This window comes from Nocardioides glacieisoli (genome assembly GCF_004137245.1).
GTDB lineage: Bacteria > Actinomycetota > Actinomycetes > Propionibacteriales > Nocardioidaceae > Nocardioides > Nocardioides glacieisoli.
On the sequence record NZ_SDWS01000002.1, the window covers coordinates 393590 to 416798 of the forward strand.

Sequence of the window (23209 nt, forward strand, 5' to 3'; positions counted from 1 at the left end):
GACCCATGGAGGGCGTGGTGCGCAGCGTCGGGTTCGCGCCCGTCAAGGGCATGCGCCACCTCGACCTCGACCACGTCGACCTCGACGAGCAGGGAGCCGTCGGCGACCGTGCGTACTGCCTCGTCGACGTCGAGCGGCGCCGCGTGCTCCGGACGGTGCAGCACCCGTCGCTGATGAGCATCGTCGCGGAGTCGTACGACGACGACGGGCTGGCGCTGACGCTGCCGACCGGTGAGCGGATCGAGGGCCAGGCGGCCGCCAGCGGCGAGACCATCACCTGCGACTACTGGGGCCGCGCAGTCGACCTCGCTCTCACCGTCGGCCCGCACGCTGAGCTGATCACAGCCCAGCTCGGGAGGGACGTCCGCCTGGCGCGGGCACCGCGGACAGCGGTCGTGTTCGGCGACCCGATCACCGTGGTGACGACAGCGTCGCTCCGCCAGATGGGGGGCGAGATGGGGGTGGAGGCGGCTCGCTTCCGGGCCACCCTCGTCCTCGACACCGACGATCCGTGGGTCGAGGACACCTGGCTCGGCCAGGAGATCGACCTCGGCGGAGCCACCGTGAGGGTCGGAGGACCCGTTCCGCGCTGCACCGTGATCGACCACCACCCCGAGACGGGCGAGAAGGACGCCAGGATCCTCCAGTCCCTCGTGCGGCAGCGACCCACGAACAGGTCCGGCGAGCCGATGTTCGGCGTCTACGCCACCGTCACGAGACCCGGACGCGTGGGCGTCACGCGCTGACCTGCTCCCAGAGCCGGACGTTGGCGGACGCCGCCCGCGAGTAGGACTCGTCCGCTGCAGTGACGATCGCCCGCAGCCCGGCTAGTGCGGTGACCATGTCGGCGCAGCCGTCGCGCCACGAGTCGTACGACAACACCTCGGCGTCGGCGGCGCGGCCGGACCACCCGCTCTGCAGCCGTGACTGCGCCTGGTCGATCTCCACGGCTATGCCCACCAGGTCGCGTTGGCAGGCGGCGAGGTCGGCGAGGGTGGCGCGGAGCTCGTCGAGGTCGACGTCGTAGGCAGTCATGCGAGCCGCCGGGTGAGCTGCTCGGACGACGCGTCGGCGGCCACCGCGTCCGCCCGCGCCAGGTCGAGCGCCTGCGCCGCCGCTGCCAGCTCCTCGACGACCCGGGTGGTCGCGGAGCTCCACTCCTCCCACCGTGCGCGGAAGGAGTCGGAGGCACCGCCGCGCCAGGTGCCGAGCACGGCCTCGATGGAGCGGTCCGCGCGCCTGCGTCGCGCGTCGAGGTCCTCGAGCCGCGCCCGCAGCTCGGCGGTCGTGGCGACGTGGTCGGACGGGGAGAGGGTGATCGTGCCCGAGAGGATCATGGGTCGATCGTGCTGGTCGGGCGGCCCGAGCAACACCCACCCCGAGGGATCTGTGGAGAACCGGCCGTCCGAGATCGCGTCTAGGGTGTAGCGACCACCCACCGTCAGCTCGGAGGCTGCTCTCGTGGACACCATGGACCCCGTCTACGGCTCCGGCACGTTGCTGCTCATCGCAGCCATCGCCGTCGCCGTCCTGCTCGTCCTGATCATCGCCCTGCGCATGCACGCGTTCATCGCGCTCGTGCTCGTCAGCTTCGGCACCGCGATCGCTGCCGGGGTGCCGGTCGGCGACGTGCCGACCGTCGCGATAGCTGCCTTCGGCTCGACCCTGGGCACAGTCGCGCTGCTCGTCGGGCTCGGCGTGATGATCGGCCGTCTGCTCGAGGTGACCGGGGGAGCCCAGGTGCTCGCGGACACCCTCGTCAGCCGCTTCGGCGAGAAGCGCGCGCCGCTGGCCCTGGGGGTCGCGGCGCTGCTCTTCGGGCTGCCGATCTTCTTCGACGCCGGCCTCGTGGTCTTCCTGCCGATCATCTTCGCCGTCGCCAAGCGCTTCGGCGGTTCCGTCCTGATGTACGCCCTGCCGGCCGCCGGTGCGTTCGCCGCAATGCACGCGATCGTCCCGCCGCACCCCGGCCCGGTCACCGCCGCCACCGAGATCGGCGCGAGCATCGGGCTCACCCTGCTCGTCGGCGTCGTGGTGGCGGTCGTCGCCTGGTTCGTCGGCGTGTACGTCGTCACGACCGCGTGGCTCGGCAAGGTGCACGTCCCGATCGACGACTCGGTCCTCACGGGCGGGCGCGACGCGGAGCACGACAACCCGCCCGGCTTCGGCCACGTGCTCGGCATCCTCCTGCTGCCCCTCGTCCTCATCGGCGCCAACACCGTGCTGACGACGCTGCGCACGAACGAGTCGATCGCCGCCGAGGGCGGACTCGTCGACGCCGTCATCTTCATCGGCCAGACGCCGGTCGCGCTGCTCATCGCGCTGCTGGTGGCGACGTACACCCTGGCGATCAAGCGCTACCCGCGCGGTGAGATCGAGTCGATGCTCAACGACGCGCTCGGCCCGATCTGCGCGATCATCCTGATCACCGGCGCGGGCGGGATGTTCGGCGGCGTGCTGCGCTACAGCGGCATCGGCGCCGCGCTGTCCGACTCGCTGGCGGACCTCGGGCTGCCGCTGATCGTGTCTGCCTTCGTCATCGCCACCATCCTCCGCGTGGCGCAGGGATCCGCGACCGTCGCGCTGACGACGACCGCCGGGCTCATCTCGGCCGGCGTCGCCGACGCCGACCCGTCGTCCCTGCAGCTGGTCGCGCTGGTGCTCGCGATCGCCGCGGGCGCCACCGTGCTGTCGCACGTCAACGACTCCGGGTTCTGGCTGGTCGGCCGGTTCTTCGGGATGGACGTGAAGACCACTCTCAAGACCTGGACCGTCATGGAGACCACCCTCGGCCTCTCGATCTTCGTGCTGGCTCTCGGCATCTGGGCAGTCGGCTAGTGGGGACGCCGCTGCACCTCGTCTTCATGGGCGTCTCCGGGTCGGGGAAGTCCACCGTCGCCCGTGCCGTCCAGGACAAGCTCGGCTGGGAGATGGCGGAGGGCGACGACTTCCACCCGCCGGAGAACGTGCAGAAGATGAGCGAAGGCACCCCGCTCACCGACGCCGACCGGTGGGGCTGGCTGGAGTCCCTGGCGCAGTGGACCGCCGAGCGCGACGCGTCCGGTCAGCCGACGGTCATCACCTGCAGCGCGCTCCGCAGGGCCTATCGCGACATCCTCCGCCGCGGTGGAGAGGGCACGTTCTTCGTGCACTGCACCGGCGACAAGTACCTGCTCATCGAGCGGATGAACGCCCGCGAGCACTTCATGCCGCCCAGCCTGCTGGAGTCGCAGCTCGACACCCTCGAGTCGTTGCATGCCGACGAGGACGGGATGGACCTCGACATCGCCCTGCCGGTCGACGAGCTCGTGGACCAGGTGCTGCTGCGGCTCCACCTCAGTTGAGGACGACGATCCCCGCGTTCAGCGCCGTCGCGAAGCAGACCCACGCCAGGTAGGGCACGAGCAACCACGCCGCGACCCGCGAGCGGTTCCACGACCACGCGACCAGCAGCGCGATCGACGCCGCCAGCGCGACGATCTCGACCAGTGCGACCGTGTAGAGGTCGGCGGCGAAGAAGAGCGGTGTCCACAGCAGGTTGAGCACGAGCTGCACCACCCACAGCCACATCACGCGGTCCCACCCGCCGGCCCGCCACAGCATCCAGCCGGCGACGCCGATCATCAGGTAGAGCACCGTCCAGACCGGGCCGAACAGCCACGACGGGGGCGCATAGGGCGGGAGCTCGAGTGCGCGGTACGTCGCCTGCGACCCCGCCGCGGCCACGCCGCCGACGCCGGCCGCGACCGCGACGGCGACCAGGAACGGCACCAGGGTCAGCCAGGTGCGGGTGGGCGGCACGACGGACGCATCCCGAGAGCTCATGTCGCCATCATGCCCAACCGCCCCACGGCGTCAGCCTGCGCGTCGCACCATCAGGACGGCGTCCGCGATCGCGATCTCCTCACCCGTGTGCGGGTGGAGCTGCGTGCGCGGGCGGGCCTCGCACGCCTCCACCACGAAGCCCTCCGGCACGGCGGGGAGCAGCTCCTCGGCGGTGAACATGAAGGTGGTGTGCCCGTGCCGCAGCCCGGTCGCCAGGTCGTCCGGGTGGTGCCCCACCACGAGCAGAGTGCCACCCGGCGCGACCGCGGACGCGAGACGGCGTACGACGTCCGGCATGCCGCCGTCGGGCAGGTGGAAGAAGTGCGACGTGACGAGGTCCCACGTCTCGCCCTCGGGCTCGAAGGTGCGTACGTCGACCCGGCGGGTCTCGACGCGGTCGCCGACACCGGCCTCCTCGGCGTGCGTCGTCGTCCGCGCGAGGGCGGCGTCGGCGAAGTCGACCGCCGTCACCTGCCATCCCTGCTGGGCCAGCCAGATCGCGTCGCCGCCCTCGCCGCAGCCGATGTCGAGCGCGCGTCCGGGCGCGAGCGCGGGCGCCTCGGCGGCGAGCTGGGCGTTGACGCGACCGCTCCACACCTTGTCGCCCGAGTAGCGCTCCTCCCAGGCCGGTCGCTCGAAGAACCCGTCGCGGCGCTCACGCACCGCCGTCGCAGCGTCGGCGTTGGCGATGTCGGCGTTGATCCAGGCGCCGACGCGGGTGCCGTGCGCAGCTGAGGCGATGAGGATCATCGAGATGTCGGTGGCGTTGCCCGCGGCGAAGATGCCGGGGACCGTGGTGGCGCCGCTCGGCTCGACGTGGATGACCGACCCGTAGACCGCACCGTTCATCTCGAAGGGCGTCGGCTCGATGCCGAGCGGGCCGAGGTAGTCGGCGCGCACGTGCGGCTGCGTGGCCACCACGATGGCGTCCCGCTCGAGGACCGAGCCGTCGGCGAGGCGCAGCCCGACGAGGTCGTCGCCATCGGTGACGACCTCCTGTGGCGTGCCGTGGGCGAAGCGGACGCCGATCGCGCCGAGCTTCTCCATCTCCTCCTCGGGGATCTCGACCCCGTCGTGCACGACCACCACCACGTCGTCGGACAGCTGGCGGAAGAGCAGCCCGTGGTGGGCCGACATCGGCATCGTCGCGAGGACCGCGATCGGCCGGTCGCGCACCTCCCAGCCGTGGCAGTAGGGGCAGTGCAGCACGTCGACGCCCCAGCGCTCAGCGAGGCCGGGCACGTCGGGCAGCTCGTCGACGACGCCGCCGGTGACGAGGATGCGCCGCGCCCGGACGCGGCGCCCGCCGGCGGTCGTGACGAGGAAGTCGTCGACCTCCCCGGACAGCCCGACGACTCGGTCGGCCAGCACCTCGACGCCGTACGCCGCCACCTCGGCACGGCCGATCGCGAGCAGCTCGAGCGGGTTGACGCCCTCGCGGCCCAGGTAGTTGTGGACGTGGTCGGCGGGTGCGTTGCGCGGCTCGCCGGCGTCGACGACCAGCACCGACCGCTTCGACCGGCCCAGGGCCATCGCTCCGCTGAGGCCGGCTGCGCCGCCGCCGACCACCACCACGTCGTACGTCATCTCAGAAGTCATGGGGAGATCATGTGCCGCCTTTCGCGCTCTTGACAAACATTGTTGCTGAAATGACAAACTGGGCGGCATGGATGACGAAGGAGTGCTCCGCGGGGTCGGCCCTCGCCTCCGCCAGCTCAGGCTCGAGCGCGAGGCCACGCTCACCGACCTCGCCGAGGAGACCGGCATCTCGGTCAGCACGCTGTCGCGGCTGGAGTCGGGGCAGCGCAAGCCGACCCTCGAGCTGCTGCTGCCCCTGGCGCGCGCCCACCGAGTGGCGCTCGACGAGCTGGTCGACGCCCCCGAGACCGGCGACCCGCGGGTGCGCTCGAAGCCGGTCGTCCGCCACGGGCGCACCTTCATCTCGCTGACGCGCCGACCCGGCGGGCTGCAGTCCTACAAGATGGTCATCCCCGTCGACGACGTGCCGTCACCGTCGCTCCGCACCCACGAGGGCTATGAGTGGCTGTACGTCCTCAGCGGCCGGCTGCGACTCGTGCTCGGCACCAAGGACCTCACCCTCGGCCCCGGCGAGGTGGTCGAGTTCGACACCCGCACGCCCCACTGGGTCGGCAACCCCGGTCCCACGCCCGCCGAGGTGCTGGCGATTTTCGGCCCGCAGGGCGAGCGGATGCACGTCCGGTCCTGAGGGGTGATCTGCAGTGCCGTATGCCGTGGCAGCGTGGGGGGCATGGCGATCCGCACCGGCACCAACGTGAAGTGGAAGTGGGGCTCGTCGTGGGCCGAGGGCAAGGTCACCGAGGTGCACCACGACGACGTCACCCGCACGACCAAGGGCGAGAAGATCACCCGGCACGGCAGCGACGACGACCCGGCGTACGTCATCGAGCAGGAGGACGGCACCACCGTCCTCAAGCTCCAGAGCGAGGTCGAGAAGGCCTGAGGCCTCAGGCCTGGCGCGCAGCCTTCTTCGCATCCGCCTCGGCGCGCCGCTCGACGAAACGGGTCGCCTCGCCGTCGAGGGCCGCGACCGCTGCGGCCAGCTCGTCGCGCGCCTTCTCGCCGTCCTCGTCGAGACCCTCGAGCTCCCACACGCCCCACTGCCGCAGCAGCGGGGTGACGATGTCGTCGTGGTGGATGCGGAGGTCGTAGATCCCGGCCTTCGCCATCTGCACGGCCTTGCGGGAGAAGCCGGGGATGACGCTGCCGGGCATCTGGAAGTCGACGACCTCCTCCGTGATCGCCCGCATCGTCTGGCTCGGCGAGAGCTGGAGGGCCGCGGTGACGATGTTGCGGTAGAAGATCATGTGGAGGTTCTCGTCCTTGGCGACCCGGCTCAGCAGCTTCTCGGCGATCGGCTCCTCGGTGTAGCGGCCGGTGTTGCGGTGCGAGATGCGGGTCGCGAGCTCCTGGAAGGAGACGTAGGCGCACACGTTGAGCAATGACTTGTCGAGGGCCTCGTAGCCCGTCTCCATCGTCTCCATCCGGGCCCGCTCGAGCTCGACGGGATCGACGCCGCGGGTGACGAGGAGGTAGTCGCGGATGCAGAAGGCGTGCCGACCCTCCTCGGCGGTCCACCGGTTGACCCAGGTGCCCCACGCGCTGTCGCGCCCGAACGCCCGGTCGATCTCGCGGTGATAGCTCGGCAGGTTGTCCTCGGTCAGCAGGTTGACCTCGAGCGCCGTCCGCGCGATCGGCGACAGCTGCGACTGCGCGACCTCCCACGGGTCCCCGCCGAGATCGGCGAAGTCGCGCCCCAGGCTCCACGGGACGTACTCGTGCGGCATCCACTCGTCGGCCGTCGCGAGGTGCCGGTTGAGGTTCTCCTCGACCACCGGCTCGAGCTCGGTCAGCAGCTGTTCGGTCTCGAGTGCGGTCATGTGCCCTGCCTACACCCAGCGGGACCTCACTGAACAGGGGTAGTGCTGCATCAGGAAGGCAGTTCGCCCCGTCCGGACGCCTCGTCACGCGTGGACGCGACGCCCGCTGGCGCGAACTGCCTTCCTGGTGCATCAGTTCCAGATCGCGGCCGCCCACTCGGGGTGGTCGATGAACGGGTTCCGGTTGCCCTGCCACTGCGCGTGGATGCGGTCGTTGCGCCGCATCTCGAAGGTGTTGACCGGGTCGGCGGCGTTCCAGGCCAGCAGGGTCTCGAGGTCGCCGATCAGCGTGGAGGACGTGCCGACCGTCGAGCTCATCTCGAGGTTGTTGAAGCCGTCGCCGCCCTCGTAGCGGATCGCCATGTAGAGCAGCATCCGCGCCACGTCGCCCTTGACCGCGTCGCGCGGCTCGAAGGAGTTGCTGTCGGTCCAGCAGTCGGTGCAGCCGGAGACCGCGGTGCCGCCGTTGTCGAAGTCCTTGTTGCCGCGGACGCTGTTGACGGTGACGTCCTCGGGCCGGATGTGGTGCAGGTCGGTGCCCGGACCGGCGCTGGTGGTGAAGCCGCCGCGTGACTGCGCCCAGACGTGCTCACGGTTCCAGTTGCCGGTGCTGCCGCCGTTGCTCGACTTGGAGATCGAGCGCCCGGTGTAGAGCTCGATGACGTTGGCGGTGTTGTTGGGGTCCTGGTCGGTGTCCTTCAGCGCGGTCCACACCTCGTCGTACGACAGCTTGGTGTGGCCGTCGATGATGTCGTGCAGCGCGGTGCGCAGCGCGGTGCCGGACTTGCCGACGGCCGGGGCGTAGTAGGTGGAGTCCCACGGGCTGGTGCCGCTGGTGGGTGGCGGCTCGGTCGGCGTGCCGCCGCCGGCGAGCGCGAAGGCCGACGTGCTGGTCATGCCCGGGTGGGAGAAGTACGCCGACAGCGCGCCGGTCACGTCGATCTGTTTGCCCATCAGCGACGGGTTGGTCCTCAGGCCCCACTGTGAGCGGAAGGCCGAGGGGATCTGCACGTAGAGCATCGACGACGTGCTCGTCGTCGATGCGGAGTCGGCGATCGCGAGCGCGTAGTCGCTGGGGAAGCCGGAGCGTACGACGGTGTTGGTGGCGGTCGGCTGGCCGACGACGTAGCCGCGGACGGTCTGCGTGGCGCCGGTCTGCTGGCCGATGGCCTGGCTGACGGTCAGCGGCGTGGCCGCGCGCGCCGGCGCCGTGCCGGACGGGGACACGAGCAGTGCCAACGCGAGCACGAGGGACAGGACGAGGGAGGTGACAAGGGCGGGCGCGAGCGGCCGGACCTTCCCGAGATGAAGGGTCATGGCGGGTGAGCCTGCCCGAAGTCGACGCCGTGCGGAAGAGCACGACGGGGCACGAGCGGGCTGGACCAGTGGGCCGACAGAGGGTGAGTCCCACCCGTCACTCCGCGCCACTCGCGACCCGGGTCGGCTGTGACCTGTGGTGATCGTGGGGCCGATCCCACGCTCAATCGGGCCGTCGTACATCCCTTTACACCGCTTCATACCCAGTTCTGCGAAAACGCCACGGAATGTCGCGGGAGTCTTTAGGTTGAGTCTCGCTTCGGCCTCCCGGAGCACGTTTCGTCGTCGAAGTCGCTCAGACAACGTGAGGCACACATGACTCAGGATGCAGCCCCGCCCCGGAAGGGCTCGGGTAGTTCGGTCGCCGGCTGGCCGCTGGGCCGCAAGATGGCCATGGCGCTCGCCATCCCGCTGCTGCTCGCCGCCATCCTCGGTGGCCTGCGCGTCTCCGGCGACCTCGGCGACTCCCGCCAGGCCGCCACGAGCGCCAAGCAGGTCACGATCATCCAGCCCGCGATCGACTACCTGACGTCCTCCGAGGCCGCGATGGTGGCCGCGCAGACCGACAGCGCCGCCAGCCAGGGCGACCTGATCGACGCGATCGACGACATCGCCACCAACGGTGAGGCGCTCTCGCAGGCCAAGGACGCCGCCGACCTCAACGACCTCCAGGCCGCCCACGTCGACGCGCTGCTCGACCTCAGCCAGGCGATGCGCGGCACCGGTGCCGAGACGCTCGGCCCCGCCACCTGGGTCGCCCTCGTCCGCCAGCTCGAGTCCAGCGTCTCGCAGCTCATCACGAGCGTGAACGCCGCGCAGGAGACCCCCGAGCCGCGGCTCGAGCAGCTCTCCCAGCTGATGAGCGGTCGCCTGTCCCTCGCCCTGCAGCAGGGCCTGCTCGCCGTCACCCTCAAGCAGTCGACCTCCCAGGAGCTGTTCTCGGAGATCGGCGTCGAGGCGGCGGCCATCGACCGTCTCGCGGGCTCCGTCGCCGGCGCCGACGACCAGACCGCCCTCCTGCGTCTGCAGAACACCCGGCACGCCAGCCAGGTCCGCGACGACTCCGCGACAAACCTCGACGGCCGGGACGCCTACGCGCCCTACGACGAGATCACCAAGACCCTCACCGAGGGCGTGACCGCGTCGCTCGACGAGGCCGCCTCGGACGCCCAGCGCAACGCGATCATCGGTGCCGCGCTGACCCTCCTAGCCCTCGGCCTGGCCGTCGCGATCGCCTTCTACATCGCCCGCAGCCTCCTCGACCCGATCAACCGGGTGCGCGAGGGTGCCCTCGCGGTGGCCCGCCACCGCCTGCCCGACGCCGTCGCCCGGATCCGCGCCGGCCAGGAGCCGGAGCCGATCACCACGATCGACGTCACCACCAACGAGGAGGTCGGCCAGGTCGCCCGGGCGGTCGACGACCTCCACCGCCAGGCGATCCACCTCGCGTCCGGTGAGGCCCAGCTCCGCCAGACGGTCAACGCGATGTTCGTGACGCTCTCGCGCCGGTCCACCTCGCTGGTCAACCAGCAGCTGGCCCAGATCGAGCGCCTCGAGCACGACGAGGAAGACCCCAAGCGCCTCGAGTCGCTGTTCCGCCTGGACCACCTGGCCTCGCGCATGCGTCGTACGGCTGACTCGCTGCTGATCCTGGCCGACGCCCCGAATCGCGCCGCCGGCCAGTTCAGCCTCACCGTCGGCGAGGCCCTCCAGGCCGCGACCTCTGCGGTGCAGGACTACCAGCGCGTGCAGATCCTGTCGCACCTCAACACCCGCGTGGGTGACGAGGCCGCGGCCGACGTGGTCCACCTGCTCACCGAGCTGGTCGACAACGCGCTCACCTACTCGCCTCCCACCGAGCCCGTACGCCTGGCTGCCAAGCAGACCGACGAGGGCGTGGTCATCACGATCACCGACTCCGGCCTCGGTGTCCCGCCGGCCGAGCTCGAGGTGCTCAACCGCGACCTCGCGCACGGCGCCGAGGCGACGCCCGACACGGCTCGCCGGATGGGCCTGTTCGTGGTCTCGCGCCTCGCCGACCGCCACGGCATCGACGCCTCGCTGTCCCGCAACCCGGGTGGTGGCATGACGGCCTCCGTCGTGCTCCCCGCCGCGATCCTGCCCGACATGCCGCAGGTCGCCGCTCCGGCCGCCGGTGCGGCCGCGCGCACCGTCGAGACCGACGCGACCACGACGGTCGAGACCGTCGAGGCCGGCGCCCCGCAGGAGTCCCGCCGCGAGGCCCGCAACCGGGCACGCGTCGAGAAGGCCCAGGCCAAGCAGGCCGCGAAGGCCCAGAAGTCCGCCGAGGTCGAGACGGTGGCTGTCACTGCACCGGTCGACGAGCCCGCAGTCGTCCGGGAGGACGCCCCGGCGGCGACGCCGGAGAAGCCGGCCGACGTCGCGCCTGCCGCTGCGGAGCGCCCGTCGCTCGACAGCCTGCTGCCGCGCCGCGAGCCCGGGGCCAACATGCCGCGCACGGGTGCGGAGGCCTTCCTGCCGCCCGAGACGTCCGGTGCCACCGGCCCGCTCTTCGGCAAGCGCGAGGAGCCGACCGGTGCGGGCGAGTCCGCCGCGGCCGGCTCGGACGACTCCGCCGCGAGCCGGGTCCAGAAGGTCGCCTCCGTCGTCCCGATCACCGCCCTGGCCTCCCGCCAGCGCGCCCAGGCCGAGCAGGCCCGCGCCGAGGAGCAGGTCGAGGAGCCGGTGGCGGACGTGGTCGAGGAGCCCGTCGCCGAGGACTCGGAGACCGACGACACCTTCGTCGATGACACGGTCGTCGATGACACGGTCGTCGACGGCACGATCGCCCACGAGGCAGCTACCGAGGAGCCCACCGAGGAGCCTGTCGTCGACGAGGTCGTCGAGGACGAGCCGGTCGTCGAGCCCGCCCGGGCGCACGACCCACTCTCCGACCCGCTGCCCGCCGGCACCTTCGACGAGGCCGACTCCGAGGACCAGGTCGACGAGCAGGGCGACGAGCAGGTCGAGGACGTCGCCGAGCCCGTCGAGGAGCCGGTCGCCGAGCACGCCGAGCACCACGACGACGTACGCGTCGACGCCGACGACCCGCTGGGCCTCGGTGCTCACCGTCCCGAGCGGGACGACCACGTCGCCCACGCCGAGGAGCCCGTCGAAGCACTGCCCGTCGAGGTGCCCGAGGAGCCCGTCGCGGAGACGGTCGCCGAGGAAGCTCCCGAGGAGCCGGTCGAGGAGCCTGCCGCGGAGGAGCAGGTCGTCGAGCCGGTCGCCCTGGCGGACCACTCGCTCAACGGTCACTCGTTGAACGGCCACGCACCGGCCCGGTCCGGCGGTGACTCGCCGATCTTCAAGTCGATGCGCTCGGGGTTCCTCACGGGGAACGCCGACGAGATCCACGAGACGGAGGTCGACCGTGGCTGGGAGATCGCCGCGCAGAACGTGGTCGAGGCCGCTCCGGTCGCCGAGCCGGCGGCCGTGGCATCGACTGTCACCGGACTCCCGCGTCGTGCCCCGGGCGAGCGCCTCGTGCCCGGTAGCGTGACTCCGCCCACTTCGGCTCGGACGCGTGATCCCGAGGCGATCCGCCGCCGTCTCCAGGCACACACCGCGGGTGTCTCCCGCGGTCGACAGGCAGCTCAAACCACTCAGCACACGGAAGCAGGCCCCGCATGACGCACGAATCCGCCGCACAGGCCACCGGCATGAGCACTGCTGGTGACGAGCGCGACCTCGACTGGGTGATGTCGCGCTTCGTCGACGACGTACCCGACGCAGCGCACGCCATCCTGGTCTCCGCCGACGGCCTCCTGATGGCCTCGAGCACCAGCATCCCTGGTGAGCGGGCCGAGCAGGTCGCCGCTGTCTCCTCCGGCCTGGCCAGCCTCGCCGTCGGAGCCGCACGCCTCTTCGAGGGCGGCTCGGTGATGCAGACCATCGTCGAGATGGAGATGGGCTTCCTCATGCTGATGAGCGTCGGTGACGGGTCGAACCTCACCGTGCTCACCACGGAGGAGGCCGACATCGGCCAGGTGGGCTACGAGATGGCCCTGCTGGTGGACCGTGTGGGACGTACCGTCGAGGCCCAGGCCCGCGTCGGTACGGGCGGCTGAGCCGGCTCAGTGACATGACGCCGCCACACGAGCCCGAGGAAGAGGTCTACCGACCCCGCCTCATCCGCTCCTACACCATCACCGCAGGTCGCACGGCCACCAAGGTCGAGCTGGCCATGGAGGCGACCCTTCGTCTCCAGCCTGGTGTCGAGGCGCCCGTCCTCAGCTATCCCGCCGCGCAGGTTCTCGAGGTCTGCGACCGCCGTTCCGTCGCCGAGGTGTCGGCACTGACCAAGATGCCGATCGGCGTCACCCGGGTGCTGCTGGGTGACCTGATCGAGCAGGGCCTGATCCGCATCCAGGCCACCATCACCGACAACACGTCGACAGATGAGCGACTCGAGCTCATCGAAAGGACCCTCCGTGGACTTCGAAACTACTAAGGCTCAGCGAGCGGCTGCGTCGACGAAGATCGTCATTGCCGGCGGCTTCGGCGTCGGCAAGTCGACGCTGGTCGGCGCCGTCTCCGAGATCGACCCGCTGCGCACCGAGGCACTCGTCACCAACGAGTCCGAGGGCGTCGACGATCTCGCCGCCGTGCCCACCAAGGCCACCACCACGGTCGCCATGGACTTCGGCCGCCTCACCCTGGCCGAGGACCTGGTCCTCTACCTCTTCGGCACGCCCGGGCAGCGCCGCTTCTGGTTCATGTGGGACGACCTGTGCCGCGGCGCCATCGGCGCCATCGTGCTGGTCGACGTGGCCCGCCTCGACGAGTCCTTCTCGCCGCTGGACTACTTCGAGTCCAAGGGCATCCCGTTCATCGTCGCCGTCAACGAGTTCGACGGCGTGCCGCGCTACCCCGCCGAGGAGATCGCCGCGGCGCTGGCCCTGCCGGCCGAGGTCCCGATCATCAGCCTCGACGCCCGCGACCGCGAGCAGGCCAAGGGTGCGCTCGTGAAGATCACCGAATACGCCCTCACGCGACTGCGCGAGTCGCTCACCGCGAATGCGAACTGACACCATGACCCGACTGAATCGACGTCCCAGCACCCTGCGCGTTGCCGCGGCAGCGCTGTCCTCCGTGGCCCTGATGGCCACCCTCAGCGCCTGCGGTGGCGCCGCCAGCGGAAGCTCCGCCGAGAGCCTCACCGAGGTCTCGCTGGTCTTCAAGGGCGCGCTCACCGTCTGCACGGACAGCCCCTACGCCCCCTTCGTCTACGAGGAGAAGGGCAAGCTCGTCGGCTTCGACGTCGACCTGGCCAAGCAGGTCGCCGACGAGCTGAAGGTCGACCTCGACGTCATCGACGTCCCGTTCGACGACATCACCTCGGGCACGTCGCTCAACACCGAGGTCTGCGACGTCGCGGTCTCGGCGATGACGATCACCGGAGAGCGGGCTCGCGTGCTCGACTTCTCCAGCCCCTACTTCGACGCCAAGCAGGCGCTCATCACGCCGCGTGGCTCGGGCCTCGACCAGCTGACGGAGCTCGCAGGTGCGCGGGTCGGCGTCCAGAAGGACACCACCGGCGAGACCTTCATGAGCGACTTTGCGCCGGCCACCGCCCAGGTGACGGCGTACGACGACGCAGCCGGCCTCCAGGCAGCGCTCGACGCCAGCGAGATCGACGCGGCGATGCTCGACAACACCGTCTCGAGCGAGTTCGTGGCGTCCAACGGCAAGCTCAAGCTCGCCCGCGAGTTCGACACCGGTGAGCAGTACGGCATGGCGGTGAAGAAGGACGGCAACATCCCGCTGCTGCGCACCATCAACAGCACCCTCGCGGAACTCCGCGAGGACGGCACCTACGACAAGATCTTCGACAAGTACTTCGGCTGATCCACAGCGCCACGACCCGGCAGGTCTTCCTGCCGGGTCGTGCTGCGTCCGCAGGTGGCTAGGGCGCGATGGTCAGGAAGAGGAACGCCGCCAGCAGCACCAGGTGCACGCCGCCCTGGAGCGGCTTGGCCCGTCCCGGGACCACGGTCAGGATCGCCACCGCGGAGGTGAGGAGCAGCAGCACGGTCTGCAGCTGGTTGAGCCCCAGCTTGAGCGGACCGTCGAGCCAGATGCTCGCGATCGCGATCGCCGGGATGGTGAGGCCGATGGAGGCCATCGCCGAACCCATGGCCAGGTTGAGGCTGACCTGCACCCGGTTGCGGGCCGCGGCCCGGACGGCCGCGATCGTCTCGGGCGCGAGGACGAGCAGGGCGATGATGACGCCGACGACCGCAGGCGGGAAGCCCAGCGCCGCCACGCCCGACTCGATGGCGGGCGACTCGATCTTGGCCAGGCCGACCACGGCCACCAGCGAGACGACCAGCAGGCCGAGGCTGGCGTAGGCCGCGCGGTTGGTGGGCGGGTCAGCGTGGCCGTCCTCGTCGAGGTCGACCGGCTCGTGCTCGAACGAGTCCCCTCCGCCGACCGAGGTCACCACCGGCGAGTGCTGCCCGTGGGTCACCGGCAGGAAGAAGTCGCGGTGCCGGATCGTCTGGGTGAAGACGAACATGCCGTAGAGCGCCAGCGACGCGATCGCGGCGAACGCCAGCTGGGCGCCGGTGAACTCCGGGCCCGGCTCCGAGGTCGTCACGGACGGGATCACCAGGCAGAGCACGGCCAGCGAGATGACCGTTGCCAGCGCGGCGCCCGTGCCCTCGGGGTTGAACACGGCCAGGTGGTGCTTGAGCGCGCCGACCAGCAGCGAGATCCCGACGATGCCGTTGACGGTGATCATCACCGCGGCGAACACCGTGTCGCGGGCCAGGCCCGAGGCGTCCTTGTCCGCGGTGATCATCAGGGTCACGATCAGGCCGACCTCGATGATCGTGACGGCGACGGCGAGGAGGAGCGAGCCGTAGGGCTCACCCACGCGGTGGGCGACGACCTCGGCGTGGTGGACGGCCGCCAGGACGGCACCGACCAGCAGGAGCGCGAGCGCGCCGAGCACGACGGCGCTCTCGGGGTGCAGGAACCAGGCGGGCACCAGCGCCACGAGGGCGAGGAGGGGGGCGACGGTCGTCCACGATGGCCTGTTCACACGGCCAACCCTAGGGGCCGATCCTGAACCGACTTCTCAGTTCTCAGGCGTGGTCAGCTTCTCCAGCCGCGCGCGCAGGAGGGGTACGCGATGGCTGTTGCCCTCGAGCGTGACGTACTGCTCGCCGAAGATCGCGAGCAACGCGTCGTCGAGGCGGCGTACGGCCCCGGCGGGGTAGCGGTAGCCCATCCGGCGGATCACCGCGTCGGCGTCGACGGAGGTGAGCAGGTCGGCGAGGTCGTCGATCGTGTCGATGCCGAGCTCGGTCAGCAGCCCGGCGATCCAGTCGTAGTGGTCGGTGTGCGACCAGCCGGCGTCGCTGTAGTGGCCGGCGAGGAACGTCGCGAGGTCCTGGCCGGCGATCTGCCCGCCCTCCGCGTCGGTCGCGCTGCCGGGTGCCGCCGCCTGGATCCGCTCGCGGATGGTCGCGAACTCGCGGTCGGCGAGCTCGATCAGGCCGGCGGCCAGGGTGAAGCGACGGTCGAGGTCGGGCGCTGCGTCCTCGGGGACGTTGCCCTTGTAGCGGATGTCGTGCTCGAACTCCGCCCACGCGTGCTGCAGCACGGTCCGCACCTGGACGCTGGCCCGGTGTCCCTCGAGCGTCGGGAGCCCGGCACCGGGGAGGGTCTCGACCAGCAGGTGCCGGCTGGCGTAGCCGAAGCGACCCGAGCGCGCGGTCTCCTCGCCGAGGTCGCGGTCGTCGAGGATGGCGAGCTCGTCGTCGAGGACCTCCGCGACCGCCGCCACGTCGCTGTGGACGTAGGTGATCACGCGCACGCCGATGAGGTCGGTGATCTGCTCGAGCGGGTCGGGGAAGAGGGGTACGCCGCCCGCGGTCCGGTTGGCCTTCTCGGCGAACGACGCGACGCTCTTCGTACGCCCCGTGACGCTGAGGTAGTCGATGCCGGCGTCGTCGAGGAGCACCTGGATGAGCTCGACGTAGGCCCGGGTGGCGGAGGCGAGCTGCGGCTGGCGCGCGGCATAGGCGCGTACGGCCTGGCGCACCGGCTCCGTCCCGGCCCTGCCCTCGGCCTCGTCCTCGCTCATGCGCGCAGCCTGCCAGACGCGAGGGTCGGCCCACCACGTGCCCGAGCGACGCGCCTGACGGGGGAGCGGAGTCGGCGTGGCTATCGTCGGACCACCATGACTACTCGGACGACCACCCGGACCACCGCCGCGAGGACCAGCCCTGTGGCTGCACTCGCCCTCGCCCTCTCCTTCGGCCTCGTCGCGTGCACGGGCGACGACGGCGGCGACACCGCGACCGACCCGGACGCGTCGAGCAGCACGCCCAGCCCGACGGAGGACGCCTCGACCCCCTCCCCGAGCGAGCCGGCTCCCGACCCGGGAACGGCCGAGACGATCGAGGTCATCGGCTCCGCCGGCGTCACGCAGGCGACGATGGTCCACGCGACCGAGGTCGGCGGGTCCGCCTCGACGCTCGCCTTCGTCCTCGACACAGACCAGGCGGTCAACGACTTCGCCGGCCAGTTCGACCCGTCCTTCGAGGGACCGCTCGGTGCCGCGATCGGCGCCGAGGCCGGACTGGCTCCCGACGCGACGCCCTACGCCGCGACGGTGGCGGTGGGCTGCGAGGCGCCGCGCTCCGTCGCGATCGACGCCGGGGAGGCTGGTTTCGAGGTCGTGCCGAAGCTGCCCAGGAGCAGCATCCAGTGCCTGGCGCCGATGACCTACGTGGTCGTCTTTACCGTCCCGGACGCCTGAGGGGCCCCGGTCGCTGGGAGGTGCCGGCCGGTCAGGTCGGCGGCGGCGTCGTCGGGGGAGCAGTGGTGGGCGGCACCGTGGGCGTGGGCGTCGGGGTCGGCGTGGGGACCGGGACCAGGTTCACGACCGGCGGCAGCTCACCGGCGTACATCAGTCCGAAGCCGTTGGCGACCTTGCGCTCCCCGCCGTCGGACGGCTCGTTGACCACGCCCATCGCGCCGGTGCCGTTGCGGGTGTACATCGCCGACGACCCGCCGCCGTCGAGGTTGATGGCGTTCTCGACGCCGAGCGCGGTCATGAAGTCGGCGAGCTCGACCATCGTGTAGCCACGGCTGGTCGCCGAGCGGCCGTCGACCACGAGGATGTAGAGGCGCCGGTTGTCGATGTCGATGCCGACCGCGGTGCGGGGGTGGGCGATCGTGTTGTTGATGACGGTCTTCACGCCGTTGACGATCAGCGGCCGGTCGCCGCTGATCGCGGCCGTGGGGCGGCCGCCCTCGACCCGCTTGGCGAGGGTGACCTTCTGGCCCTTCTTCAGCGACTTGAGCTCGGCCGCGGCGCGGCCGGCGCCGATGATCACGCGGTCCTTCGAGCGGATCTTGAGGCCGTTGGACAGCGTCGGCTTGTTGGACACGACGCGGTTCTTGCGGAGCACGATCTCGCGGGCGCGCTTCTTGCCGTCGGTCACCAGGTAGCCCTTGGTGCGGTTGAACTCGTGGGTGAAGATGCCGACCCGGCCCTTCGGGATGCGCGGGTGGTTGAAGCCGTTGACGATCAGGCCGGGCTTCTGGCGGATCCGGTACTGGATGCTGAGCGGGCTGACGTGCGGGCCCGACGAGTCGAACCACAGGGTCGAGTTCACGCCCGGGATCCAGCCGTCGCGCGACCCGGTGAGGATCCCCTCGGCCGGGTCGACGGTCACGCCCATCGGCGCGTCGGTGCGGCCGATGTCGAAGAAGTCGCCGTTGACGGCGGTCAGCGCGTTGCCCCACCGGCCGAGCTGGCTGACGGTGCGACGGGTGGTGACGAAGCTGGGCGTCAGCGGCCCGAAGCTGAGGTTGGGGGCGTCGAGGTTGACGGTCACCAGGTTGATCTTCACCTGGCCGACCGGCTGGCGGCCGTCGACCTGGTCCCACTCGCGCAGCGTGACGCCGGGCGCGATCTCGTACGCCGTCTCGTTGGCGACCACCGCGGCGCGCCCGCGGAGGTTGACCGGCGGGCCGACGACGACGCCCGGCTTGCCGTCCGAGGTCTGGTTGCGCCCGCGGTAGCCGTTGCTGCTCGTCGAGCCGAAGCCCTCGCGGGCCGAGGCGCCGTCGCGGTCGGTCGCGACCGAGGGGCCGACACCCGAGCCGATGGCGAGGCCCGCGACGAGCACGCCGGCGGTCGCGAACGTCAGGGCAGGGCGGCGAGGAAGGAGAGGCACGCGTTCCAGAGTAAAGGACACTGTGGGACTGGTGTGAAAATTGGGGTCAGCGATCGTCGCCGGCCGTCTCCGCCGCCCTAGGCTGCCGACATGCCCGCCGAGCCCTGGAACACCTTCCACGCCGGCGACAACCTCGACGTCCTGCCGCGGCTCGCGCCCGGCTCGGTCGACCTCGTCTACACCGATCCGCCCTACAACACCGGCAACGACTTCGCGTACGCCGACCGCTTCCGCGACCACGCGGCCTGGACGGCCATGATGCGGCCGCGGCTGGTGGCGGTCCGCGAGGTGCTTGCGCCGCACGGCGCCATCTTCGTGAGCATCGACGACAACGAGGCGGCCCACCTGCGGCTGCTGATGGACGAGGTCTTCGGCGAGGCGAACTTCCTCGCGCAGATCGTGGTCAACCTCAACCCGAAGGGGCGCCAGCTCGGCCGCGGGTTCGCGACGAGCCACGAGTACGTGCTGGCGTACGCCCGACACCTCCCGTCGTGCGTCGTCGAGGGCAGCTCGACCGAGGCCGTCGACGAGGGCGACTTCCCGCTGACCGCGCCGGACGGGCGGCGCTTCCGCTACCTGCCGCTGCGCAACACCAACAAGAAGTTCAACCCGATCACCGCGCCGACGCTGCACTTCGAGCTCTACGGCGACCCGGTGTCCGGCCGCGTCGCGACCACGCCGTTCGACGGCAGCCGCGCGCTGACGCCGGTCTTCGGCGACGGCCGTCCGGCGGTCTGGCGGTGGTCGAGGCCGAAGGTCGACGAGCAGCCCGACGACCTCGAGTGCCGGGTCATCCGGGGACGCACGGGCGAGCGGGCCGACATCTTCCAGCGCGACTGGCTCGAGCGCGAGGGCGGACGCCGCAAGAAGCTGCGGACCATCTGGCTGGCCGAGGAGATCGGCTCGACCGACACCGCCGTCGCCGAGCTCAAGGCACTCGTCGGGCACGTCTTCGAGTCACCGAAGCCGACCGGGCTGGTCCGCCGCATCCTCTCCACGGTGCCCAGCGACGCGGTCGTGCTCGATCCGTTCGCCGGCAGCGGCACCACCGGCCACGCGGTCGCCCTCGCCAACGTCGCCGACGGCGGCAGCCGCCGCTGCATCAGCATCAACTCAACCGAGCCGACCCGGGTGGGCTCCAACGCCCACCTCGCCGGCCTCGCCACGGTCGCCGACATCACCCGCGCCCGTCTGTCGGCCGTCGCGGCGCAGGTCGGCGGGGGGCTGGAGGAACCTCTCGGTGGTTGAGGTGCGAGCGCAGCGAGCCTCGAAACCCAGTCATCCACAGACGCCGCCGACCCTCTCGCAGGTCGCCCCGCAGCGGACCACGATGAGGCCATGCCCTTCGTCTACATGCTTCGCTGCTCGGACGGGTCGTACTACGTCGGGAGCACACGCAGCCTCGAGCTGAGGTTGTTCCAGCACAATTCCGACAAGGACGGAAGCGCGTACACCCGCACCCGCAGGCCGGTCACGCTCGTGTGGCAGGCCGAGGTCGAGAACGTCGGCCTGGCCTTCTCGCTCGAGAAGCAGATCCAGGGTTGGGGACGTAAGAAGCGCGAGGCGTTGATCAGAGGCGACTTCGAGCTGTTGCCCGAGCTGTCGTCCAGGCGTGGTGGCAAGCCGCGACCCCTCGAGGACTGAGGTCTGACCACGTCTCCTCGGTGGTTGACGTGCGAGCGCAGCGAGCCTCGAAACTACGGCACGCTGCCTCTGCTAGTCGGTTTCGAGGCTCGTCGCTAGCGCTCCTCGCACCTCAACCAGCGAATGGCTGGCGCTCGCGGGCTACTCGACCACCTAGGAGAGGCCGGCAGCCTGCTCCAGCGCCCTGAGCTCGTCGTCGAGGTACTGCAGCAGCACCTGGAGGTGCGGGACGGTGCGACGGCAGCCGGTGAGGCCGAAGCACATCTTGCCGTCATAGGAGGTGCAGGTGATGTTGAGCGCCATCCCGTTGATCGGGATCGACAGGGGATAGGTGCCGGTGAGCTTCGCGCCGTTCCAGTAGTGCGTTGTGCGCGGGCCGGGGACGTTGCTGACGATGAGGTTGTACGGCGGCCGCACGACGCCCGACATCCGCAGGGCCGGACCGAGGATGGCCGGCGCCTGGCCGAGGGCGCTCATCGCGAGGATCTGCGCGGGGGTCATCGAGGAGAGGACCTCCTTGCCGTCCTTCATCGAGCGGTTGATCGCGGACAGGCGCTGCGCTGGGTCGGGCAGGTGGGTGCCGAGCTGCACCATGACCGCCCCGACGGCGTTGCCGCCCTCGGCGGACGCGAGGCCCGACTGCTTGGCGTTGAGGCCCACCGGGACCATCGAGACGAGCGTGGTGTCGGGCAGCGCGTCGAGCTCGGCGAGGTAGGTGCGCATCGCGCCGCTCACCATCGCCAGCACGACGTCGTTGATCGTGGTGCCGGTGGCCTTGCCGACGCCGCGCAAGCGCTCGATGGGCCAGTCCTGCGCGGCGAAGCGGCGCGAACCGGTGATGTTCTGGTTGAGGATCGTGCGCGGTGCGTAGAGCGAGAGCGCGGACGTCTCGTTGCGCACCGACTTGTTGAGGGTGCGGATCAGCGCGCCGGGCATCCCGGCGGCCTCGGACGCCAGCGCGAGCGCCGTACGCACCGTGGCGGCCGAGACGTCGGACAGCGAGGCACCGCCGTCGGACGGCGGCTCCTCCCGCGGCGCCCGCGGGCGCATCGCCCACGGGGCGGGCATGTTGCGCTCGTCGGGGTCGGTCGAGAGCACGCTGGCGAGCAGCCGCATCGCCGAGACGCCGTCGACGAGGGCGTGGTGGGTCTTGGTGTACATCGCGACGCGGTTGTCGCGCAGGCCCTCGATGACGGTGGCCTCCCAGAGCGGTCGTTCCCAGGCGAGCCGGGTGCTGTGCAGGCGCGAGCAGAGCTCGAGCAGCTCGCGGATCCGGCCGGGCTTGGGCAGTGCGCTGTGGCGGACGTGGTGCTCGATGTCGAACTGCTCGTCGGGCTGCCACACCAGCTGGCCGGCCGTGCGCGCGGAGCGGTGCGGGTGCTTGAGGAAGAGCGGGGCGATCTCCTCGACGTCGCGCATCTGCTCGTACATCTCGCGGACGTAGTTGCGACCCGCACCCTCGGGCTTCTCGAAGAGCTGGAGCCCACCGACGTGCATCGGCATGTTGCGGTTCTCGGCGAGCAGGAAGCCCGTCGCAGTCGGGTCGATCGGGTTGACCACTGGTTCTCCTCCGCCACTTCCCCCCGGGTGAGGGCGTCCGGGCATCCTCTCGCCCCGTGACGACTGCCACAAGGGAGGGAGGTGGACGTCTCAGACGTGGAGCGAGTGGTCGAGCTCGGCGACCAGTGCGTCGACCACCGCGACCAGGTCGCCTCCCGACTCGTGTGCGACAGCGCGCTGGCGCTGGTAGGACGCACCGCGCGTCGGGATGTCGGAGACGGTGCGCAGCTCGGCCTCGCACCCGAGCCTCCGGGCCACCGGCGTGAGCCGCTCGAGCAGGTCGTCGAGGTCATCGGTCACAAGCCGCTCTCGGTTGCGGTCGTCGAGGATGACGATGGCGTCGAGGCCGTAGCGCGCGGCGCGCCACTTGTTCTCCTGCACCTGCCACGGCGGCATCGTCGGGAGCGCCTCACCGGCGGCGAGCCGGGTGTCGAGGTCGACGACGAGGCAGTGGACGAGCGCAGTGAGGGCGGCGATCTCACCGAGGTCGGACATCCCGTCACAGACCCGGTGCTCGAGGGTGCCGAGGTGCGGCGCGGGCCGCAGGTCCCAGCGCACGTCGGCCATCGAGTCGATGATCCCGGTCGTGGTCTGGTCGTCGATGCACTTCTCGAACTCGGCCCAGGTGTCGAAGGTGAACGGCAACCCGGCGGTCGGGAGCTGCTGGAACATCAGCGCCCGGTTGGAGGCGTAGCCGGTGTCCTGGCCCGCCCAGATCGGCGAGCTGGCCGAGAGGGCGAGGAGATGGGGGTACGTCGTCAGCATCGACGCCAGGACCGGCATCACCCGGTCACGCTCGGGCATGCCGACGTGCACGTGGACGCCCCAGATCAGCATCTGGCGACCCCACCACTGGGTGCGGTTGATGAGCTCGGCGTAGCGGTGGCCGTCGGTCAGCTGCTGGTGGGACCAGTCGGCGAACGGGTGCGAGCCGGCGCCCATCAGGTCGACCCCGAGCTCGCGGGCCGCGGGAGCGACGACCGCGAGGGTGTCGCGGAGGTCGGTCACCGCCTCGCCGACGGTGTCGCAGATCCCGGTCACGATCTCGACCGTGTTGCGCAGCAGCTCCTTGTGCAGGCGGCTCGGGTCGTCGAGGCGTCCGCCGGCCAGCTCGTGCAGCTCGGAGCCGCTGCTGACGAGGTCGCGGCTGACCCGGTCGACGAGCATCAGCTCCCACTCCACGCCGAGCGTGGGCTCGGGTGAGGCGTGGAAGTCGATGCGCAT

24 protein-coding genes are annotated in these 23209 nt (G+C 70.9%); 13 read left to right on the forward strand and 11 right to left on the reverse strand.

The features are described 5' to 3' along the window. Nucleotides 1-5: 5 nt before the first annotated feature. On the forward strand, nt 6-746 hold the full coding sequence (locus EUA06_RS06065; protein ID WP_129474116.1) for an MOSC domain-containing protein: 741 nt from the start codon (nt 6-8) through the stop codon (nt 744-746). Here EUA06_RS06065 and EUA06_RS06070 read toward each other — a convergent pair. Together EUA06_RS06070 and EUA06_RS06075 are read right to left on the reverse strand one after the other, a co-directional pair. After that, entirely contained in the window at nt 736-1035 is a 300-nt protein-coding gene (locus tag EUA06_RS06070; RefSeq protein ID WP_129474117.1) for a WXG100 family type VII secretion target, read from the reverse strand. The genes EUA06_RS06065 and EUA06_RS06070 overlap by 11 nt on opposite strands. After that, entirely contained in the window at nt 1032-1337 is a 306-nt protein-coding gene (locus EUA06_RS06075) for a WXG100 family type VII secretion target (RefSeq protein ID WP_165354278.1), read from the reverse strand. Before EUA06_RS06075 ends, EUA06_RS06070 begins: the two co-directional genes overlap by 4 nt. Nucleotides 1338-1470: 133 nt before the next feature. On the opposite strand from EUA06_RS06075, the gene EUA06_RS06080 reads away from it, so the two are divergent. Together EUA06_RS06080 and EUA06_RS06085 are read left to right on the forward strand one after the other, a co-directional pair. Continuing rightward, nucleotides 1471-2838 carry a GntP family permease gene (locus EUA06_RS06080; protein WP_242498022.1) on the forward strand — a complete coding sequence of 456 codons (1368 nt, stop codon included), beginning with the start codon at nt 1471-1473 and terminating at the stop codon, nt 2836-2838. Beyond that, a complete protein-coding gene (locus EUA06_RS06085) occupies nt 2838-3344 on the forward strand; it encodes a gluconokinase (protein ID WP_242497986.1) in 507 nt (168 codons plus the stop codon). Before EUA06_RS06080 ends, EUA06_RS06085 begins: the two co-directional genes overlap by 1 nt. Here EUA06_RS06085 and EUA06_RS06090 read toward each other — a convergent pair. Both EUA06_RS06090 and EUA06_RS22945 read right to left on the reverse strand, forming a co-directional pair. Further along, nucleotides 3337-3825, reverse strand: coding sequence for a TspO/MBR family protein (locus EUA06_RS06090; protein ID WP_129474120.1), 489 nt, complete (start codon nt 3823-3825; stop codon nt 3337-3339). The genes EUA06_RS06085 and EUA06_RS06090 overlap by 8 nt on opposite strands. A 30-nt stretch (nt 3826-3855) precedes the next feature. Further along, on the reverse strand, nt 3856-5424 hold the full coding sequence (locus EUA06_RS22945) for a bifunctional NAD(P)/FAD-dependent oxidoreductase/class I SAM-dependent methyltransferase (protein WP_129474121.1): 1569 nt from the start codon (nt 5422-5424) through the stop codon (nt 3856-3858). Nucleotides 5425-5491: 67 nt separating this feature from the next. On the opposite strand from EUA06_RS22945, the gene EUA06_RS06100 reads away from it, so the two are divergent. Further along, nucleotides 5492-6052: a helix-turn-helix domain-containing protein gene (locus tag EUA06_RS06100; protein ID WP_129474122.1), complete on the forward strand. Its 561-nt coding sequence runs from the start codon at nt 5492-5494 to the stop codon at nt 6050-6052. Between the two features lie 42 nt (nt 6053-6094). Continuing rightward, nucleotides 6095-6307 (forward strand): hypervirulence associated TUDOR domain-containing protein, encoded by a 213-nt coding sequence (locus EUA06_RS06105; RefSeq protein WP_129474123.1) that lies wholly within the window; start codon nt 6095-6097, stop codon nt 6305-6307. Between the two features lie 4 nt (nt 6308-6311). On the opposite strand, the gene EUA06_RS06110 is transcribed toward EUA06_RS06105, so the two are convergent. Together EUA06_RS06110 and EUA06_RS06115 are read right to left on the reverse strand one after the other, a co-directional pair. After that, nucleotides 6312-7244, reverse strand: a complete 933-nt coding sequence (locus tag EUA06_RS06110) for an acyl-ACP desaturase (RefSeq protein WP_129474124.1) — start codon at nt 7242-7244, stop codon at nt 6312-6314. 132 nt (nt 7245-7376) lie between these two features. Continuing rightward, nucleotides 7377-8561, reverse strand: a complete 1185-nt coding sequence (locus EUA06_RS06115) for an endonuclease (RefSeq protein WP_129474125.1) — start codon at nt 8559-8561, stop codon at nt 7377-7379. Nucleotides 8562-8876: 315 nt separating this feature from the next. Between EUA06_RS06115 and EUA06_RS06120 the strand changes: the two genes are divergently transcribed. The 5 genes from EUA06_RS06120 to EUA06_RS06140 are packed head-to-tail and all read left to right on the forward strand — an operon-like array spanning nt 8877 to nt 14432. Beyond that, entirely contained in the window at nt 8877-12215 is a 3339-nt protein-coding gene (locus tag EUA06_RS06120) for a sensor histidine kinase (protein WP_129474126.1), read from the forward strand. After that, nucleotides 12212-12652, forward strand: coding sequence for a roadblock/LC7 domain-containing protein (locus tag EUA06_RS06125; RefSeq protein WP_242497987.1), 441 nt, complete (start codon nt 12212-12214; stop codon nt 12650-12652). The genes EUA06_RS06120 and EUA06_RS06125 overlap by 4 nt, the downstream gene beginning before the upstream one ends. 14 nt (nt 12653-12666) lie before the next feature. Further along, the gene (locus tag EUA06_RS06130; RefSeq protein ID WP_129474127.1) at nt 12667-13035 is read left to right on the forward strand and encodes a DUF742 domain-containing protein; all 369 of its coding nucleotides are present in this window, start codon (nt 12667-12669) and stop codon (nt 13033-13035) included. After that, nucleotides 13016-13612, forward strand: coding sequence for a GTP-binding protein (locus EUA06_RS06135; protein ID WP_242494855.1), 597 nt, complete (start codon nt 13016-13018; stop codon nt 13610-13612). Before EUA06_RS06130 ends, EUA06_RS06135 begins: the two co-directional genes overlap by 20 nt. A 4-nt stretch (nt 13613-13616) precedes the next feature. Then, nucleotides 13617-14432 carry an ABC transporter substrate-binding protein gene (locus EUA06_RS06140; protein WP_165354279.1) on the forward strand — a complete coding sequence of 272 codons (816 nt, stop codon included), beginning with the start codon at nt 13617-13619 and terminating at the stop codon, nt 14430-14432. 58 nt (nt 14433-14490) lie between these two features. On the opposite strand, the gene EUA06_RS06145 is transcribed toward EUA06_RS06140, so the two are convergent. Further along, nucleotides 14491-15630, reverse strand: coding sequence for a calcium:cation antiporter (locus EUA06_RS06145; protein ID WP_129474130.1), 1140 nt, complete (start codon nt 15628-15630; stop codon nt 14491-14493). A gap of 36 nt (nt 15631-15666) precedes the next feature. After that, complete coding sequence (locus EUA06_RS06150) at nt 15667-16677, reverse strand: GTP pyrophosphokinase (RefSeq protein ID WP_129474131.1); 1011 nt, start codon at nt 16675-16677, stop codon at nt 15667-15669. 144 nt (nt 16678-16821) lie between these two features. Here EUA06_RS06150 and EUA06_RS06155 point away from each other — a divergent pair, with 144 nt between their 5' ends. After that, on the forward strand, nt 16822-17355 hold the full coding sequence (locus EUA06_RS06155; RefSeq protein WP_129474132.1) for a hypothetical protein: 534 nt from the start codon (nt 16822-16824) through the stop codon (nt 17353-17355). A 31-nt stretch (nt 17356-17386) separates the two neighbouring features. Here the strand turns inward: EUA06_RS06155 and EUA06_RS06160 are convergent, their stop codons facing one another. Next, on the reverse strand, nt 17387-18781 hold the full coding sequence (locus tag EUA06_RS06160; RefSeq protein WP_129474133.1) for a phosphodiester glycosidase family protein: 1395 nt from the start codon (nt 18779-18781) through the stop codon (nt 17387-17389). Between the two features lie 90 nt (nt 18782-18871). Here EUA06_RS06160 and EUA06_RS06165 point away from each other — a divergent pair, with 90 nt between their 5' ends. Together EUA06_RS06165 and EUA06_RS06170 are read left to right on the forward strand one after the other, a co-directional pair. Continuing rightward, the gene (locus EUA06_RS06165) at nt 18872-20029 is read left to right on the forward strand and encodes a site-specific DNA-methyltransferase (RefSeq protein ID WP_129474134.1); all 1158 of its coding nucleotides are present in this window, start codon (nt 18872-18874) and stop codon (nt 20027-20029) included. Nucleotides 20030-20119: 90 nt separating this feature from the next. Then, the gene (locus EUA06_RS06170) at nt 20120-20425 is read left to right on the forward strand and encodes a GIY-YIG nuclease family protein (protein ID WP_129474135.1); all 306 of its coding nucleotides are present in this window, start codon (nt 20120-20122) and stop codon (nt 20423-20425) included. Nucleotides 20426-20578: 153 nt separating this feature from the next. Here EUA06_RS06170 and EUA06_RS06175 read toward each other — a convergent pair whose 3' ends face one another. Continuing rightward, nucleotides 20579-21985, reverse strand: a complete 1407-nt coding sequence (locus EUA06_RS06175) for a WS/DGAT/MGAT family O-acyltransferase (RefSeq protein ID WP_129474136.1) — start codon at nt 21983-21985, stop codon at nt 20579-20581. Between the two features lie 90 nt (nt 21986-22075). Beyond that, nucleotides 22076-23209 carry a glutamate--cysteine ligase gene (locus EUA06_RS06180; protein ID WP_129474137.1) on the reverse strand — a complete coding sequence of 378 codons (1134 nt, stop codon included), beginning with the start codon at nt 23207-23209 and terminating at the stop codon, nt 22076-22078.